A 16,526-nucleotide genomic window follows, 5' to 3' on the forward strand; every position below is an offset into this window, starting at 1 on the left:
GGGCGGCGGCCGGTGCGCACCGTGCCGCTAGCCCGCCTGCCGCAGGGCGCGGGCGAGGACGCCGGCGGTCAGCGCGATGGACTTCTCGTCCGCGGCGGCGTCCTCGCCCTTCCGCGTCGTGGTGACCACCATGATCAGCGGGGCGCCGCCGGGCTTCGGGTAGGCGATCGCCATGTCGTTGGCGCTGCCGTAGACGCCGCCCGTGCCGGTCTTGTCGCCGACCGTCCAGCTCTTCGGCAGGCCGGCGCGGATCCGCTTGTCGCCGGTCACCGTCGCCTTCAGCCAGTCGATCAGCCGCGTGCGGTCGGCGGGGGCGAGCGCGTTCCCGGTGGTGAGCGCGCGCAGGTCGTCCGCCCAGGGGCGCGGCGCCGTCGTGTCGCGCTTCTCGCCCGGCTTCCAGAGGTTCAGGCCGGGTTCCGTGCGGTCGCTGCGGCTGACCGTGTCGCCGAGGGAGCGGAAGAAGGCGGTGAGGCCCGCGGGCCCGCCGATCTGCTCCAGCACGAGGTTCCCGGCGGTGTTGTCGCTCCGGGTGATCGCCGCGTGGCACAGCTCGGCGACCGTCATCCCGGTGCCGACGTGCTTCTCGGTGACCGGAGAGAACTCCTGCAGATCGTCCTCGGTGTAGTGGATCACCTTGTCGAGCAGGCCCGGGGCGCTCTGCCGGGCCTTGCGCAGCACGGCGCCGCACGCCATGGCCTTGAACGTGGACGCGAACGGGAAGGTCTCGTCCGCCCGGTGGCCCACGACCTGCCCGGTGCCCGTGTCGATCGCGTAGGCGCCGATGCGCGTGCTCCGGATCTTCTCAAGGCGGGTCAACTGCCTCGTCACGTCCGCCTGCGCTTCGGCCGTCCGCACGGCGGCGGGGGTGGCGGTCTGGGAGCTGTTGGCCTGGGGCGCCGCGCTCTTCGCGGCCGGATCCTTCCCGGCGCCGCAGCCGGCGACGGCGGACGCGGCGAGCAGGGCGGCGGTGACCGCCCGGAAGGCGGGAGCGTGTTTCGTCATGCCGGTGAGCAGACCAGAGCCGCGGAACCGATGTCCAATATTGATATCGGTCGCCGAGCGATATCCGGCCTCATATGCATGGGGGCTGACCTGGTCGTCCGTCCGGGTCACGGCGGGTCCGGAGCCTGAAGATCCGCCGCGCCACGCCGTCACGCCCGCCTGCCGGGCGATGCGGCCCGGGGCGGCGCCGTCGACGCGCGCACGACGAGGTCGCCCGGCAGCACCCGGGCGGCGGGGCGGCGGCCCGCGAGCAGGTCGAGCAGCGCGGCCATGCCCTGCGCGCCCAGCTCCTCGGCGGGCAGCCGCACGGTCGTCAGCTCCGGCTCCAGCGCGGTGGCCAGCAGCACGTCGTCGAACCCGCTGACCGACAGCTCGGACGGGACGTCCAGCCCGCACGCCCGCGCCGCCTTGTAGGCGCCCGCGGCGATCAGGTCGTCGTCGCAGACGAGTGCGGTCGGCGGGTCGTCGGCCGACAGCAGCCGCAGCGCGGCCTCCTTCGCGGACGCGACATCGATCGCGCACGTCTCCCGCAGCAGGACGCCGCTCGGCAGGTCGTCGACGACGGAGGCCAGGGCGGCGGCGCGCGCGCGGAACGTCCACTGGTCGACGGCGGCGGCCACGTGGCCGAAACGGCGGTGGCCGAGGCCGGCGAGATGCCGGGCGATCGCGCGCATGCCGTCCGCCACCCCGAAGTCGATCGTGGGGACGGCGCCGGCGGTGCGCGGGTCGGGGCCGCTGTCGAGCATCACGGCGGGCGTCTCGCCGAACCGGGCCAGGGCGTCCACCGCCATCGAGGACGCCAGCACCCCGTCGATCGCCTCCTCCGACCCGAACGGGCTGTCCGCCGGGCCCTGCGCGTCGTCCGGCCACGTCGACACCACCACGCCGAAGCCGTGCGCGGCCGCGACCCGCGCCGCGCCCGTGTAGACGGGGCCGAAGAACGGCGCGGTCAGGGTCGGGACCATGAGCAGGACGGTCCGGGTCGTGCCGAGCCGCAGGTTCCGGGCCGCCTGGTTGGGCCGGTAGCCGAGCCGCTCGGCCGCGTCCCGGACGCTGCGCGCGGTGGCGGGGGAGACGCGCCCGCTCCACTTGCCGCCCAGCACGAGGGAGACCGTGGACTGCGAGACCCCGGCCTCCTGGGCCACGTCTTTGCTGGTGGGACGGCTGATGGCCGGCACCCGCGCCTCCCTGTGCGGACATTGTGCTGAAAAACAGACTAGAGCCGGGCTTGTCGGAAGTGGTACGTATGACGGGTTCAGTACTACGTATGACGGGGACTCCGGGGGCCAACGATGCGCGGCTATGTCGTCTTCCTGCGGAGGCCGTACGCGGCGCGGCTGCTCGGCGGGACCCTGCTCGGCCGGCTGCCCAACGGGATGGGCATGCTCGCGGTCGTGCTGCACGTCCGGGCGGACGACGGCGGCTACCCCCTCGCCGGCGCGCTCGCCGCGCTGCTCGGCCTCGCGACCGCCGCCGGCCAGCCCGTCCTCGGCCGCGTCATGGACCGCTACGGCCAGCCGCCCGTCCTGCTCCCCGCCGCCTGCGCCGCCGCGGCCGGGTTCGCGCTCCTGGCGCTCGCGGGCGCCCACCCGCTGCCGGTGGCCGTGGTCGCCGTCATCCTCGCCGGGTTCGCCACCCCGCCGCTGGAGGCCGGGCTGCGCGCGCTCTGGCCGGACGTCCTGGACGGCCAGGAGCAGGTCGACGCCGCCTACGCGCTCGACGCCGCCGCCCAGGAGCTCCTCTTCACCGTCGGACCGCTCCTCGTCGTCGCGGCGGCGGCGCTCAGCACCGAGGCGGCGCTGCTGCTCACCGGCGTGCTCGGCATCGCCGGGACGCTCGTCGTGGCGCTGTCCGGGCCGTCCCGCCGGTGGCGGAGCGCGCCGCGCGCCGCCGACTGGGCCGGGCCGCTGCGCTCCCCGGGCCTGCGGGTGCTGCTGGTGTCGCTCGGCTGCGCCGGGATCGCGCTCGGCGTCTACGCCGTCGCCGTCGTCGCCTACGCCGAGGAGGAGGGCAGCGACATCGCCTCCGGGCTGCTGCTGGCCTGCATGGCGGGCGGCGCCCTCGCCGGCGGGATCGGCTACGGCGCCCGCCCCTGGCCGGGCGAGCCGCACCGCAGGCTGCGCTGGCTGCTCGCCGCGCTCGCCGCCGGCTACGTCCCGCTCGTCCTCGCGCCGTCCCTGCCGGTCATGTCCGTGCTGGCGTTCGTGTCCGGCGTCTTCCTCGCCCCCGTGCTGGCGTGCAGCTTCGCGCTCGTCGACCGGCTCGCGCCCGCCGGGACCGTCACCGAGGCGTTCGCGTGGGTCGTCGCCGCGATCGGTGCCGGCGGCTCGCTCGGCTCGTTCGTCGCCGGCGTCGGGCAGGACGCGGCGGGCGTCCCGGGCGCGTTCGCCGGCGCCGGCGCGGGCGGCGCGCTCGCGCTGGCCCTCTTCCTGCTCGGCGGACGGACGATCCGCCCCGGACGCCGCACGGCCGTCACCGCCTAGTTCGGGATCGCCGGCCGCACCAGGAGCCGGGTCACACCCAGGACTGGAACCAGATCCGCTCGTGCCAGTCGTCGTACGGGATGGTCTGCGCCGACAGGATCGGGTGGAAGTACGCGAAGTTCGCCAGCACCACCAGCAGGAACGCGCCCGCGGCGGCGGCGCCGACCAGCCGCCGGACCCCCGCCCCCTGGACCGGGACGGGCGCGTACGCCCCGCCCTCCCCGTACGGCGTCCCGGAAAGCTCGGGGGGAGTGCCGGGGACGGCGCCGTACGCCTCCCCGGGACGGGCCGCGTGTACGCCGGACGCCCAGGCCGGCGCCGGACCGATCAGGTAGCCGAGCACCAGCACCACCGCCAGCACCATGAACGGGATCAGCGGCGTCGCGTAGAACAGGAACATCGTCCGGTCCGAGAACGCCGACGGGAACCAGGTCGCCCAGCCGGCGAGGAAGCCCAGCAGGATCGCGCCCGCGCGCCAGTCCCGCAGGATCAGCCACAGGAACGCGACGACGACCAGCGCGACGAGCGCGCCCCACCACAGCGCGGGCGTGCCGATCCCGAGGATCTCCCGCGAGCAGCGTCCCGCGCCGCAGCCGCCCTTCGGCTCGGTGTAGAAGAAGGCGACCGGGCGGCGCAGGATCGGCCAGTCCCAGGGCCACGACTGGTACGGGTGCTTGGCGTCCAGCCCGGTGTGGAAGCCGAGGATCTGCGCGTGGTAGTCCCACAGCTTCGGCATCGCCTCGAACGGCCGCCACAGCGGATTGCCGGACGCCTCGCCGCGGCCCCAGCCGCCCGGCTTGAAGATCCACCCCCACCAGGTCGCCAGGTAGGTCATCAGGCCCACCACGACGAGCTGCACGAACGCGGGAACGGCCTCCAGCAGCATGGTCCCGGTCAGGGGGGAGCGCACCCCGGCCGCGCGGCGGGCGCCGTAGTCCCACAGCACGACCATGATCCCGAACGCGGCGACGTAGAAGACGCCCGTCCACTTGGTGGCGCAGGCCAGCCCGAGGCAGACCCCGGCGCCCCACCGCCACCCGTGCGCGAGGAACGGCCCGTACACCGAGGTCTCGCCGCGGTCGATCCGCTCGGCGAGGGCGCGGCGGGACCGGTCCCGGTCGTTCACCAGGCACGCGAACCCGGCGAGGACCCAGAACATCACGAAGACGTCGAGCAGCGCGGCCCGGCTGGTCACGAACGCGAGCCCGTCCAGCGCGAGCAGCAGCCCGGCGGCGCAGCCGAGCAGCGTCGACCCGGTCATCCGGCGGGCGACCCGGCAGAGGATCAGCACCGACAGCGTCCCGGCCAGCGCGGGCACGAACCGCCAGCCGAACGGCGTCGCGCCGAACATCGCCTCGCCGATCGCGATCATCCACTTGCCGAACGGCGGATGCGCGACGAACGCCGGGCCGTTCGCCCAGATGTTCGCGTCCGGGTCGGCGATCAGCATCTTGTCGGCGTTCTCGACGGTGTTGTGCTCCCAGCCGAACTTCAGCAGGGCCAGCGCGTCCTTGGCGTAGTACGTCTCGTCGAAGACCACCGCCTTCGGCGACCCCAGCCGGTCGAACCGCAGGAACGCGGCGAGCGCCGTCACCAGCAGCGGGCCCAGCCAGGACAGCGGCGCGCTGCCCGGGATCGCGGGCGCGAGCCAGTCCCGCAGCGCGGACGTCCGGCGCCCGGACGCGGTGGCAGGAGCGGGGGCCGTATCCGTCGTCGCCATCCCGTCATCGTACGGGCGGCCCCGCCCCGCGCAGGCCCGCCCGGCGGCGCCGCGGCCCGCCGGGCGGCCCGGCGGGCGGTGCCGGGCGGCCCGGAGACGGCGCCCGGGTGGGAGAATGATCCGCGTGACCGGGACCTTGCTGCTGGCGGCGGCGCCCATCGGGCGGGCCGAGGACGCGTCGGAGCGGCTGCGCGCGGCGCTCGCGGACGCGCCGGTGATCGCGGCCGAGGACACCCGGCGGCTGCGCCGGCTGGCGGGCGACCTCGGGGTGCGGACCGCCGGCCGCGTCGTGTCCTACAACGACCTGAACGAGCGGGCGCGGGCCGAGGGCCTGGTCGAGGAGCTGCTGGCCGGGCGGGACGTGCTGGTGATCACCGACGCGGGGATGCCGGGGGTGTCCGACCCCGGCTACCGGCTGGTGCGCGCCGCCGTCGCGGCCGGGGTGCCGGTCTCGGCGCTGCCCGGGCCGTCCGCCGTCACGACCGCGCTGGCGGTGTCGGGGCTGCCCACCGACCGGTTCTGCTTCGAGGGGTTCCCGCCCCGCAAGCCCGGCGAGCGGGCCCGCCGGTTCGGCGCGCTGGCCGGTGAGCCCCGCACCATGGTGTTCTTCGAGTCGCCGCGCAGGCTGGCCGACACCCTCGGCGCGATGGCCGGGGCGTTCGGCGCGGACCGGCCCGCCGCGGTCTGCCGGGAGCTGACCAAGACCTACGAGGAGATCCGGCGCGGCACGCTCGGCGAGCTGGCCGGCTGGGCCGCGGACGGGGTCCTCGGTGAGATCACGCTGGTGGTCGGGGGCGCGCCCGAGCCGTCCGGGCTGCGCGAACCCGCCGAGCTGGCCGCGGCCGTCGCCGCCCGCGAGGAGGCCGGGACGCCCCGCAAGCAGGCGATCGCGGAGGTCGCGAAGGAGAACGGCGCCCCGAAGCGGGTGGTCTACGACGCCGTGGTGAAGTCCAGGACGTAGGCGCGGGATGGAACGAAGTCCCGGCACGCGCGGTCCAGACTCGGCTTTACTGGGCATAAACCCGGATGGTGGACGCGGTCAGCGGGACGCGCCCGAGACGGTCTCCGAGGGGGTGAGTGCCGTGCTGGACACATGGACGAGCCACGAGGTGTGGGTCTTCGAGTGCCTCAACTGCACGACGACCTGGAACGAGGAGCTCGAGGTCCGCCATGCGGGCGACGGGCACGGCAACGAGGCCGTCATCTACGAGCGCGGCGGGCAGCCCTGCACGACGCCCTGGATGGACCGCTCCTGCCCGAAGTGCGGCAGCCAGAACGTCAAGGCGCTTTCGGCGACGCGCGGCCGGGAGGGCGAGATCCCGAAGGTCCGCTCCGGCAGCGACGTGGCGATGGTCTTCCACCTGCGCCGCATGCACGCCTGGTAGCGGGCCCGAGACTCACGCCCTCCCGGGCTCACGCCACCGTCACTTCGCGGCGACCTCGGGGACCTTGGCCTCGATCTCCGGGGCGTCCGCCGCGGGTGCGGCCGCCGCCGCGCCCGGCCCGCGCCGCAGCCGCCGCCCCCACCCGGCGACCGTCGCGCGGACGTCCGGCGCGAACGCAGCCCCGGCGGCCAGCGCGGCCAGCGGGACGGCGGGCAGCACGTACCGGTAGTCGAACTCGGCGGTCGCGGCGGGCGCGAGCAGCAGCCCGGTCGCGAGCGTCCACGGCAGCAGCGCCGCGCCGCCGAACCGCCGCCACAGCGGGACGAGCCCGGCCAGGCCGAGCAGCAGCACGCCGCCGAGCATCGTCCCGCGCAGGTAGAAGACGTCCTGGTAGCCGCGGGCGACGCCGGCGAACGGCTCCACCACCTGCGTCCGGGCGTTGCCGCGCTCGTACGCCTTGGCCTCCTGGGAGGCGACCCCGCCGCCCGGCATGTGCCAGTCCGGCAGCGGGCGGCTGGTCTTCTCGAACTCGTACTGCCCGTAGGTGGCGGGGTCGGGGAAGACCGTCCGCTCCCACCGGAACACCCGGAAGAAGTCGTGCGCGACGACCTTCAGGTAGTCGCCGGGCTGCGCGATGATCGCCCGCTTGGCGAAGTCGTTGCCGAGCGCGTTGTTCTCGGGGCTGAACCGGGTGCCGGTGTAGCGGTTCAGCGGGGACTGGGCGTTCCAGATGCCGTCCTGGGAGTTCGGCAGCCGGTTCGCGGGCTCGGTGCACAGCGGGTACTCGCGGACCGGCAGGTCCTTCATCTGGTGGCAGTCGGCGAACTTGTAGACCCGCGCGTACAGGAAGATCCCGTTGCTCTCGGTGATCGCGAACTTGCCGCCGTCGACCTTGTACCAGCCCATGTACGCCAGCACCGGCAGCATGCACGCGGCGAGCAGCACCGCGATCGGCTTCCAGCCGGCCCGTCGGAGCAGCAGGAACACCAGCACGCCGAGCAGCACCGGCAGGCCGACCGAGCGGGTCAGCCACGCCATCCCGACGATCAGCCCGACCGCCGCGGCGACCTTCCAGGACGGGCGGTCCCGCCACAGCAGCAGCGTGACGGCGCTCACCACCAGGAAGGTGAACAGCGTGTCCGACAGGACGAGGTGCTCCAGCTGGAGCTGGTAGGCGTCCAGCAGCACCGGCGCGGCGGCGAGCGCCGCGCCCCAGCCGGGCAGCCCGAACCGGCGCCGCAGCAGGGCGTAGATCATCACGCCCATGGCCAGGCCCATCAGGTGCTGGAGCCCGGCGATGAGCGCGAAGCTGTGCAGCGGCTTGAGGATCCAGAGCAGGAACGCGTAGCCGTCGGGGCGCAGCGGGTGCGGGTACGGGTCGGTCGCGACGTGCAGGTAGTCGAAGCTGTCGTTGAAGTACATGACCGGCTGGTAGCCGAGCATCGCCACCAGCCGGAGAAGTGCCGCTGTGGCAATGATCACACTGAATGCCGGATGGCGGCGCGCCAGCGTCCACAGCCCGCGCGCGCGTCGCTTACCACTCGAAACCGTCGCGTCCGCGGAGGTTCCGTCAATCGGCGGTGCATCCGCGGCCTTTTCCTCGGAGGCCGCGCGGCCCTTCTTCCGGTCGGTCCCGGCTGGGGATTCGGAGCCGTCCGCAATGGCTTTGCCGGGATTTCCAGCACCACCCGTCCCGCCGGGCGTGTCGGCCCCGGCCGCGGCCTTCCCGGCGGCCTTGCGGGCGGTGCCGCCGGCCCCGGCGGACGCTCCGACCTCGGCGGACGCCTCCGCGTCTGCGTCCCCCGCGGCATCGGGCATGGTGCCGAGCCCTGTCTCCAGCGCGGTGCCCCGCGGCGCTTCCCCCGCCACTGCCGCACCTCCCCTTCGGTGTCCGGCCCCCGGTCCGGTGGCATCGCTCTCTCCGCGGGCGCTCTCTCCGCCGACGGTGCGTTCTCCGGCGCGCGTCACAGCAGACCCACCCTTTCCGGGCCGCCGTGCCCGTATGCTTGACGTCCTAGCCTGCCGCCCGCGACCGTGGCGGAGAGGGTCTTTCGGTTGCAAGTGCGCAACACGATACGGGTGCTCTTGACGAGAGCGGCCATCATTACCCGTCCCCGGCAGGCATCATGAACGACGACGGGCCGCCCCGCGGAACAACTGAGATTAGTGGAAAACACCGCAGACGGTCACCAGGGGTAACGAAGGAGATCGCGTGGAACTCTCCGTAGTGATGCCATGTCTGAACGAGGCCGAAACGGTCGAGACCTGCGTCCGCAAGACCATCGGCTTCTTCGAGGACAAGGGCATCGACGGCGAGGTGGTCATCGCCGACAACGGCAGCACGGACGGCAGCCAGCAGCTCGCCAGGGACGCCGGCGCCCGCGTCGTGCCCGTGGTCGACAAGGGCTACGGCAACGCCCTCATGGGCGGGATCCGGGCCGCGCGCGGCAAGTACGTCGCGATGGGCGACGCCGACGACTCCTACGACTTCACCACCCTCGGCCCGTTCCTGGACGAGCTGCGCGACGGCGCCGACCTCGTCATGGGCAACCGGTTCAAGGGCGGCATCGCCGACGGCGCCATGCCGCCGCTGCACCGCTACCTGGGCAACCCGGTGCTGAGCTTCATCGGCCGGCTGTTCTTCGGCAGCAAGATCGGCGACTTCCACTGCGGGCTGCGCGCGTTCGACAAGGACGCCATCATGCGGCTCGGCCTGCAGACCGGCGGCATGGAGTTCGCCAGCGAGATGGTCGTCAAGGCGACCCTCCAGGGCTACGACATCCGCGAGGTCCCGACCACGCTGTCGCCCGACGGCCGCACCCGCGCACCGCACCTCAACACCTGGCGTGACGGATGGCGCCATCTGCGCTTCCTCCTCCTCTACAGCCCCCGCTGGCTCTTCCTCATCCCCGGATTGGTCTTCATGACTCTCGGCCTCGTCGCCGGGGTCGCGCTGTCGACCGGCCCGGTGACCGTCGGGGAGATCGCCTTCGACGTCGACACGCTGGTCGGCGCGTCCGCCGCGCTGGTCATCGGCTTCCAGGCGGTGCTGTTCGCGCTGCTCACGAAGGTCTACGCGATGCAGGAGGGATTCCTGCCGCACGACCGCCGGGTCCAGAAGATCATCGACTGGTGGAGCCTGGAGCGCGGCCTGCTGATCGGCGGGCTGCTCGCGGCCGCGGGCCTCGCCGGGCTCGTCGCGTCGCTGCTGCACTGGCGGGTCAACAGCTTCGGCGAGCTCGACCCGCGGCACTCGCTGCGCATCGTCGTGCCCGCCGCGACCGCGCTGGTGATGAGCTTCCAGGCGATCTTCGCCTCGCTGTTCGTCAGCATCCTCGGCATCCGCCGCCGCCAGCACCCGCCGCTCACCGACCCGGCCGAGGAGGCCGCGGGCGTCGTGGACGCCGCGGCGCACAAGGCCAAGCGCGCCGCCGAGAAGGCCGAGGCCGCGAAGGCGGAGGACGCGAAGGTGGAGGCGAAGAAGGCGGAGGCTGGGAGCGAGGAGAAGGTCGCCGCGGGCTCGGCCGAGGCCGCGCCGGAGACCGGCGAGACCGGCGAGGGCGGTGCGGCCGAGCGCTGACGGGCGCCCGGGCTGAAAGCCCGCTGAACGTCCCGGGCCCGGAGACCGGCGCGCCGCCCGCACTGTGACAGGCTTGACCTGCGATGGATCTTCCTTCACCGACCGCCCGCGCCGCGGCCCGATGAGCACCCGCCCCCCGGCGGGCGCCCGGACCGCGTCGCGCACCGCCCCGCGGACCTCGGCCGGTCCGGCGGAGCCCGGCGCCGCCGCGTCCCCGGCCGCCCGGCGCCGCTGGATCTGGCTGTTCCTGCTGGGCTGGGCCGCGCAGGTCGCGCTGCGGCTGTGGTTCGCCGCCGGCCAGACGATCCCGGTCGCGACGCCGGACGAGTCCGGCTACCTGTTCGCCGCCCGCGTCCTCACCGGCGGCCCCGGCGCGGACATGTCGTTCGGAACGGTCTACCGGGGCGGCTACCCGCTGCTGCTGACCCCCGCCATCTGGCTCGGCACCGGCCCGGTCGGCGTTTACCGGACGGCCCTGGTGATCAACGCGCTGCTCAGCGCGCTGATGCTGCCGCTGGCCTACCTGCTGCTGCGCCGCCTCCAGGTGCGGCGCCGCTGGTCGTACGTCTTCGCGCACGTCACCGCGCTGCTGCCGTGCGTGCTGTTCTACTCCGCGTTCGTCCTCACGGACGCGATCCTGCCGGTGCTGTTCACCGGCTGGCTGCTGCTGGCCCACGCGTGGCTGGCCGCGCCCCCCGCGCGCCCCGGTGAGCGCGCCCCGCGCCGCCCGCTGCTGTACGGGACGGGCGCGTCCCTCATCGTCGCCTACGCCGCCACCTGCCACACGCGCGGCGTGATCCTGCTGGCCGTGCACGCGGCGCTGATCGCGGCCGCGCCGGTGTTCCGGTGGCGGTCGTGGCGGAACGCCTCCGCCGCCGGGCTCGTCCTCGCCGCCGCGACGGGCGCCGGGACGCTGCTGAACCGCTCCCTGCTGCCGCACATGTACCCCTACGGCGACAACGACCTCGGCGGCAACGTCGTGCGGCGGCTCACCACCGCCGACGGCTGGGGCTGGATGCTGTCGCTCGGCACCGGCCAGGTCTGGTACACGGCCGTGGCGACCGGCGGCCTCGCCGCCGTGGGGCTGCTCGCGGCGGTGCGCGCCGCCGTCCGGCCGCCGCGCGCGCCGGCGGGCTCGCCGGGCCGGACCCGGGCGCTGGCCCTCGCCGTCCTCGCGCTCGTGGCGGGCATCGCGGTCGCGACGTCGGCGGCGCTGCCCGTCGAGTACCGCATCGGCAACTACGTCTACGGCCGCTACCTCGCCTCCGTCACCCCGGTGCTGTTCGCGGCCGGAGTCGCGGTCCTGCTCCGCGCCGCGCCCAGGACGCTGCTGCGGGCGGCGTCGGCGGCCGCCGCGCTGACCGTCGCCGCGGCGTGCGTCGTCCAGTGGTACGCGGGCGACCTGCTCGGCCAGTACACCTACACGGCCTACGACTTCCCCGAGACCTCCCTGCTCACCTGGGACTGGACGTCGTTCCGCCTCTGGCACGCCACCGTGGCGGGCCTCGTCCTGCTGGCCCTGTCGGTGGCCGCCATGCGGCTGCGCAGGCACGGCTCCACCCTGCTCGCGGCGCTGGTCGCCGCCGTCGCGGTCGCCATGTGCGCCACCGCCATCGACCGCATCGCGCAGCCGATGGTGCGCGCCGAGACCGCGCACACCGACCTGCGCGACCACGTCGACCTGCGCGCGCAGCGGTCCGTCGCCGTCGACTGGAACGTCCCCTGGACGATCCGGCTGTCCCAGTTCTACTGGTCGTGGTGGAGCGAGGGCATCGTCTTCAACGCCCGCGACGTCGCGCCGCCGCAGAACGTGGACATGGTCGTGCTGGCGTGGCCGAAGGACGTCCCCGCCACCGCGTCCTGGCCGAAGGGCGCCCCGCCCGGATGGCACGTGGCCGACAGCCGCCGCACCGTCCAGGGCGACTGGGTCGCCTGGACCCGCTGACCCCGGCCCGCCGGACCCCGAACCCCCCGGCCCCCGGACGGGCCGCGCCTACGAAGAGGGAGGCTGGGGCGGCGGGTTCCAGAGTTGCAGCACGCCGTCCGACGATCGCCACATCAGCGTCCAGCCCTGGGCCGGCTCGGGGCGCCACCCGCCGCCGATCTGCGACTCCATGCCGCGCCAGCGCGTGTAGAGCATCGGGCCCTCCATCGCGTCGCGCGGCACCGGCATGTAGTGCGGGAAGTCGCGGATCTCGCCGCGCCAGACCGGGTCGCCCCACACGTCGCGGGTGTAGAAGGTCAGGGTCTGCGCGAGCCGCCGGTCGGCGCAGATGAGCGTGATGTCGCGGTGCCCGCCGAGGTAGCCGCGCAGCTCGCCCCACGCCTTGTCGCGCGGCAGGTCGGGGACGGCGCGGACGGCGGCGACCGTGTACGTCCCGCCCAGCGCGACCGCGAGGACCGGCACGACGACCGTCGCGAGCCGCAGCCGCGACGCCCACTGCCGCGGCACCATCCGGAACATCAGGATCAGCGACCCGAACCCGCCGGCGAGGAGCGCGGGCAGCACCGAGAACCAGTACCGCTGGAGCCACGCGCGCAGCTTGATGTCGTTCGGGTCGAGGACGCCCGCGCACAGCGTCAGCGGGATCGCGAGGGAGAGGAACCACACCAGGACGAGCGCGAGGCGCCGGTCGCGGGTGACGGCCCAGCCGACGACCGTGAGGGCGAGCGCGGCGGTGAAGACGAGGCCGAGCGGGTTCCAGTCGTGCATCGCGCGCAGGAACGAGCGGGCGGCGAGCTCGCGGGTCACGTAGTCGCGGGACTGGCCGCCGTGCTCGGCCGCCGACATCAGCCCGGCGAGCGGGCTGCCCCACACGAGCTGGTTGTGCGCGAAGTTCAGCAGCAGGATCGCGAGCATCGGCGCGCCGACCGTGATGTTGCGCCGCCACGGGATGCGCAGCAGCGCCAGGTAGGCGGGGATCGCGAGGAACAGGAACGCGAGGAACTCGCGGACGAGGAACGAGGCGCCGAGGAGCACCCCGGCGGCGAGCAGCATCCGGGTCTGCGCCCGCCCGGTGCGGCGGCTCGCGACGACGAGGCCCGCCATCCCGATCGCGAACAGCCCGGCGCCCGGCATGTCCGGCAGCATCACCCCGGTCGACCAGGTGATCTCGTGGCCGAACGGGTTCGTCATCGTGAAGAACGGGTGGACCAGCAGGATCAGCGCGGACGCGACCCCCGCCACGTCCCCGAACAGGGACCGGACGACCAGGTACGTCCCGGTGAAGAACGCGATCGCGCCGAGCGCCGCGATGGTGAAGTAGGCGGCCTGGCCGGGGCCGAGGACCTCCTGGACGAGCCGCGCCGGCAGCACCAGGCCGATCCGGGTGACCTGGTGCGGGACCTCGTCGAACGGCCACTGCGTGAGCGGGATGTCGGGCCAGTCGCGGGCCGCGAGCCACACGTAGTACGGGTCGAAGTACAGCGGCGGCGGCTTGGTCACCCACTGCGCCAGCACCGCGGACGCCGACACCAGCAGGGACAGCCACACCACCCGCCGGGTGCGGCGCGCGCGGGCGAGCAGCCGGGCGGCGGGCCGCCGGGGCGGCGCGTCCGGTGCGGCGCTCGGGGACCGGCCGACGGCCTCGTCGGACGTGGTCTGGGCCATGCCTGGGGTCCCCCGCCTCCGCTGATCAACCTGCCCCGGAACCCGGACCAGGTTACTCGCGTGCCGGGGCGCCCGCGACGCGACTACCCTTGAACACATGTCCTCGTCAAGCCGTCACATCTTGACCGCGCCCGCCTGGCCGTACGCCAACGGGCCCCGTCACATCGGGCACGTCTCCGGATTCGCGCTGCCCGCCGACATGTTCAGCCGCTACCAGCGGATGGCGGGCAACAAGGTCCTGATGGTCAGCGGCACCGACGAGCACGGCACGCCGATCCAGGTCCAGGCCGACAAGGAGGGCGTGACCGCCCGCGAGCTCGCCGACCGCTACAGCTCCGTGATCGCCGAGGACCTGCACGGCCTCGGCATGTCCTACGACCTGTTCACCCGGACGACGACGCTGAACCACTACGCGGTCGTCCAGGAGATCTTCAAGGGCCTGTACGACAACGGCTACATCTTCCCGACCAAGACGATGGGCGCGATCTCGCCGTCCACCGGCCGCACCCTCCCGGACCGCTACATCGAGGGCACCTGCCCGATCTGCGGCTTCGACGGGGCGCGCGGCGACCAGTGCGACAACTGCGGCAACCAGCTCGACCCGATCGACCTGATCAACCCGGTGTCGCGGATCAACGGCGAGAAGCCGAAGTTCGTGGAGACCGAGCACTTCATGCTCGACCTGCCCGCGTTCACCGAGGTCCTCGGCCGGTACCTGCGCGGCAAGCAGGGCCAGTGGCGCCCGAACGTGCTGAAGTTCGCGCTGAACCTGCTGGACGACATGCAGCCGCGGGCGATCAGCCGCGACCTCGACTGGGGCGTGCCGATCCCGCTGGACGGCTGGCGCGACAACCCGGCGAAGAAGCTGTACGTGTGGTTCGACGCGGTCGTCGGCTACTTCTCCGCGTCGGTGGAGTGGGCGAAGCGGTCCGGCGACCCGGAGGCGTGGCGCGCCTGGTGGCAGGACCCGGAGGCCCTGTCCTACTACTTCATGGGCAAGGACAACATCGTCTTCCACGCCGAAATCTGGCCGGCGATGCTGTTCGGCTACAGCGGCCGGGGCGACAAGGGCGGCACGCCCGGCTCGCTCGGCGCGCTGAACGTCCCGACCGAGGTCGTATCGTCCGAGTTCCTGACGATGGAGGGCAGGAAGTTCTCCTCGTCCCGCAACGTCGTCATCTACGTCAAGGACTTCCTGGAGCGCTACGACGTCGACGCGCTGCGCTACTACGTCGCGGTCGCCGGCCCCGAGAACCAGGACACCGACTTCACGTGGGCGGAGTTCGTCCGCCGCAACAACGACGAGCTGGTCGCCGCGTGGGGCAACCTGGTCAACCGGTCGGTGAACATGGCGGCGAAGAACTTCGGCGCGATCCCGGACGCGGGCGAGCTCACCGACGCCGACCGGGCGCTGCTGGAGCGCAGCCGCAACGCCTTCGGCGCGGTGGGCGCCGAGCTCGGCCGGTCCCGGTTCAAGAGCTCGATCACCGAGGCGCTGGACGTCGTCCGCGACGCCAACAAGTACCTGTCCGACCAGGCGCCCTGGAAGCTGAAGGACGACCCGGAGCGGGTCAAGTCGATCCTGCACACCGCGCTCCAGGTGGTGGACGACGCGAAGACGCTGCTGACGCCGTTCCTGCCGAACTCCTCGCAGAAGGTCTACGAGATGCTCGGCGGCCAGGGCGTGTGGAGCGGCATGCCGGACCTGGAGACGGTGTCGGAGGAGGGCGGCCCCGACTATCGCGTCCTCACCGGCGACTACGCGACCGAGGCGCGCTGGGAGTCCGTCCCGATCAAGCCGGGCGTGCCGCTGGCCAAGCCGACGCCGCTGTTCAAGAAGCTGGACTCCTCCGTCGTGGACGAGGAGCTCGCCCGGCTGGAGAGCGAGGCGTGACCCGGGACGGCGACGGGCAGGCCGCCCGGTCCTACCCCCCGCTGCCCGAGCGCCTGCCCGTGGACGTCTTCGACAGCCACTGCCACCTCGACGTCGTCGACACGCCGGTGGACGAGCAGCTGAAGTCGGCGAAGGCCGCGGGCGTCACCCGGATCGTCACGATCGGCTGCGACCTGCCGTCGTCCCGGTTCGCGGTGGACGCCGCGGCCGAGTTCGACGACGTGTACGCGGCCGTCGCGATGCACCCGAACGACACGACGGGGATCACCGACGCCGTCCTGGAGGACATCGCGCGGCTGGCCGCGCACCCGAAGGTCCGCGCGATCGGCGAGACCGGCCTGGACTACTACCGCGACTGGGCGCCCAAGGACGACCAGCACCGCTCGTTCCGCGGGCACATCGAGATCGCCAAGCGGACGGGCAAGGCGCTGGTCATCCACGACCGCGACGCGCACGACGACGTCCTCGCGATCCTGGCCGAGGAGGGCGCGCCGGAGAAGGTGGTGTTCCACTGCTTCTCCGGCGACGCCGCGATGGCGGAGGTCTGCGCCGAGCGCGGCTACGTGATGAGCTTCGCCGGGAACGTCACGTTCAAGAACGCCGAGCCGCTGCGGGACGCGCTGCGGGCGGCGCCGCTCGACCTGCTGCTCGTGGAGACCGACGCGCCGTTCCTCACCCCGATCCCGCACCGCGGCAAGCCGAACGCCTCGTACCTGATCCCGCACACCGTCCGGGCGATGGCCGAGGCCAAGGGCGTGGACGTGGCGGAGCTGTGCACGGCGATCGCCGCGAACGGGGAGCGCGTCTTCGGCCCCTGGTGACCGGGGGCCGGTGAGTCCGGGCCGTGCCCGG

The 16,526-nt window shown here is 73.6% G+C and carries 12 protein-coding genes; 7 read left to right on the forward strand and 5 right to left on the reverse strand.

The genetic code is table 11. The annotated features are described in order from the left end of the window. Positions 1-27 precede the first annotated feature (27 nt). On the reverse strand, positions 28-1,002 hold the full coding sequence (gene bla / locus CHF16_RS16620) for a class A beta-lactamase (protein ID WP_089326951.1): 975 nt from the start codon (positions 1,000-1,002) through the stop codon (positions 28-30). Between the two features lie 149 nt (positions 1,003-1,151). Then, positions 1,152-2,180 carry a LacI family DNA-binding transcriptional regulator gene (locus CHF16_RS16625; protein WP_089326952.1) on the reverse strand — a complete coding sequence of 343 codons (1,029 nt, stop codon included), beginning with the start codon at positions 2,178-2,180 and terminating at the stop codon, positions 1,152-1,154. A gap of 114 nt (positions 2,181-2,294) precedes the next feature. On the opposite strand from CHF16_RS16625, the gene CHF16_RS16630 reads away from it, so the two are divergent. Beyond that, positions 2,295-3,485, forward strand: coding sequence for an MFS transporter (locus CHF16_RS16630; RefSeq protein WP_089326953.1), 1,191 nt, complete (start codon positions 2,295-2,297; stop codon positions 3,483-3,485). 31 nt (positions 3,486-3,516) lie between these two features. Here the strand turns inward: CHF16_RS16630 and CHF16_RS16635 are convergent, their stop codons facing one another. Next, positions 3,517-5,205: a dolichyl-phosphate-mannose--protein mannosyltransferase gene (locus CHF16_RS16635; RefSeq protein WP_089326954.1), complete on the reverse strand. Its 1,689-nt coding sequence runs from the start codon at positions 5,203-5,205 to the stop codon at positions 3,517-3,519. Between the two features lie 115 nt (positions 5,206-5,320). Between CHF16_RS16635 and rsmI the strand changes: the two genes are divergently transcribed. Both rsmI and CHF16_RS16645 read left to right on the forward strand, forming a co-directional pair. Then, positions 5,321-6,166, forward strand: coding sequence for a 16S rRNA (cytidine(1402)-2'-O)-methyltransferase (gene rsmI, locus CHF16_RS16640; protein WP_089326955.1), 846 nt, complete (start codon positions 5,321-5,323; stop codon positions 6,164-6,166). A gap of 121 nt (positions 6,167-6,287) precedes the next feature. Next, positions 6,288-6,590, forward strand: a complete 303-nt coding sequence (locus CHF16_RS16645) for a hypothetical protein (RefSeq protein WP_089326956.1) — start codon at positions 6,288-6,290, stop codon at positions 6,588-6,590. 39 nt (positions 6,591-6,629) lie between these two features. On the opposite strand, the gene CHF16_RS16650 is transcribed toward CHF16_RS16645, so the two are convergent. Continuing rightward, positions 6,630-8,072 (reverse strand): hypothetical protein, encoded by a 1,443-nt coding sequence (locus tag CHF16_RS16650; protein WP_245868630.1) that lies wholly within the window; start codon positions 8,070-8,072, stop codon positions 6,630-6,632. A gap of 748 nt (positions 8,073-8,820) precedes the next feature. On the opposite strand from CHF16_RS16650, the gene CHF16_RS16655 reads away from it, so the two are divergent. Both CHF16_RS16655 and CHF16_RS16660 read left to right on the forward strand, forming a co-directional pair. Then, entirely contained in the window at positions 8,821-10,170 is a 1,350-nt protein-coding gene (locus CHF16_RS16655) for a glycosyltransferase family 2 protein (RefSeq protein WP_089326957.1), read from the forward strand. Positions 10,171-10,243: 73 nt separating this feature from the next. Further along, complete coding sequence (locus tag CHF16_RS16660) at positions 10,244-12,115, forward strand: hypothetical protein (RefSeq protein WP_245868633.1); 1,872 nt, start codon at positions 10,244-10,246, stop codon at positions 12,113-12,115. A gap of 48 nt (positions 12,116-12,163) precedes the next feature. Here CHF16_RS16660 and CHF16_RS16665 read toward each other — a convergent pair whose 3' ends face one another. Next, positions 12,164-13,780, reverse strand: coding sequence for an ArnT family glycosyltransferase (locus tag CHF16_RS16665; RefSeq protein WP_089326959.1), 1,617 nt, complete (start codon positions 13,778-13,780; stop codon positions 12,164-12,166). 97 nt (positions 13,781-13,877) lie between these two features. On the opposite strand from CHF16_RS16665, the gene metG reads away from it, so the two are divergent. Together metG and CHF16_RS16675 are read left to right on the forward strand one after the other, a co-directional pair. Then, positions 13,878-15,674: a methionine--tRNA ligase gene (gene metG, locus CHF16_RS16670; RefSeq protein ID WP_089326960.1), complete on the forward strand. Its 1,797-nt coding sequence runs from the start codon at positions 13,878-13,880 to the stop codon at positions 15,672-15,674. After that, the gene (locus CHF16_RS16675; RefSeq protein WP_089326961.1) at positions 15,671-16,495 is read left to right on the forward strand and encodes a TatD family hydrolase; all 825 of its coding nucleotides are present in this window, start codon (positions 15,671-15,673) and stop codon (positions 16,493-16,495) included. The genes metG and CHF16_RS16675 overlap by 4 nt, the downstream gene beginning before the upstream one ends. The last annotated feature ends 31 nt before the right edge of the window (positions 16,496-16,526 follow it).

Origin of the sequence: Actinomadura meyerae, assembly GCF_900188445.1 — a bacterium.
Classification (GTDB): Bacteria; Actinomycetota; Actinomycetes; order Streptosporangiales; family Streptosporangiaceae; genus Spirillospora; species Spirillospora meyerae.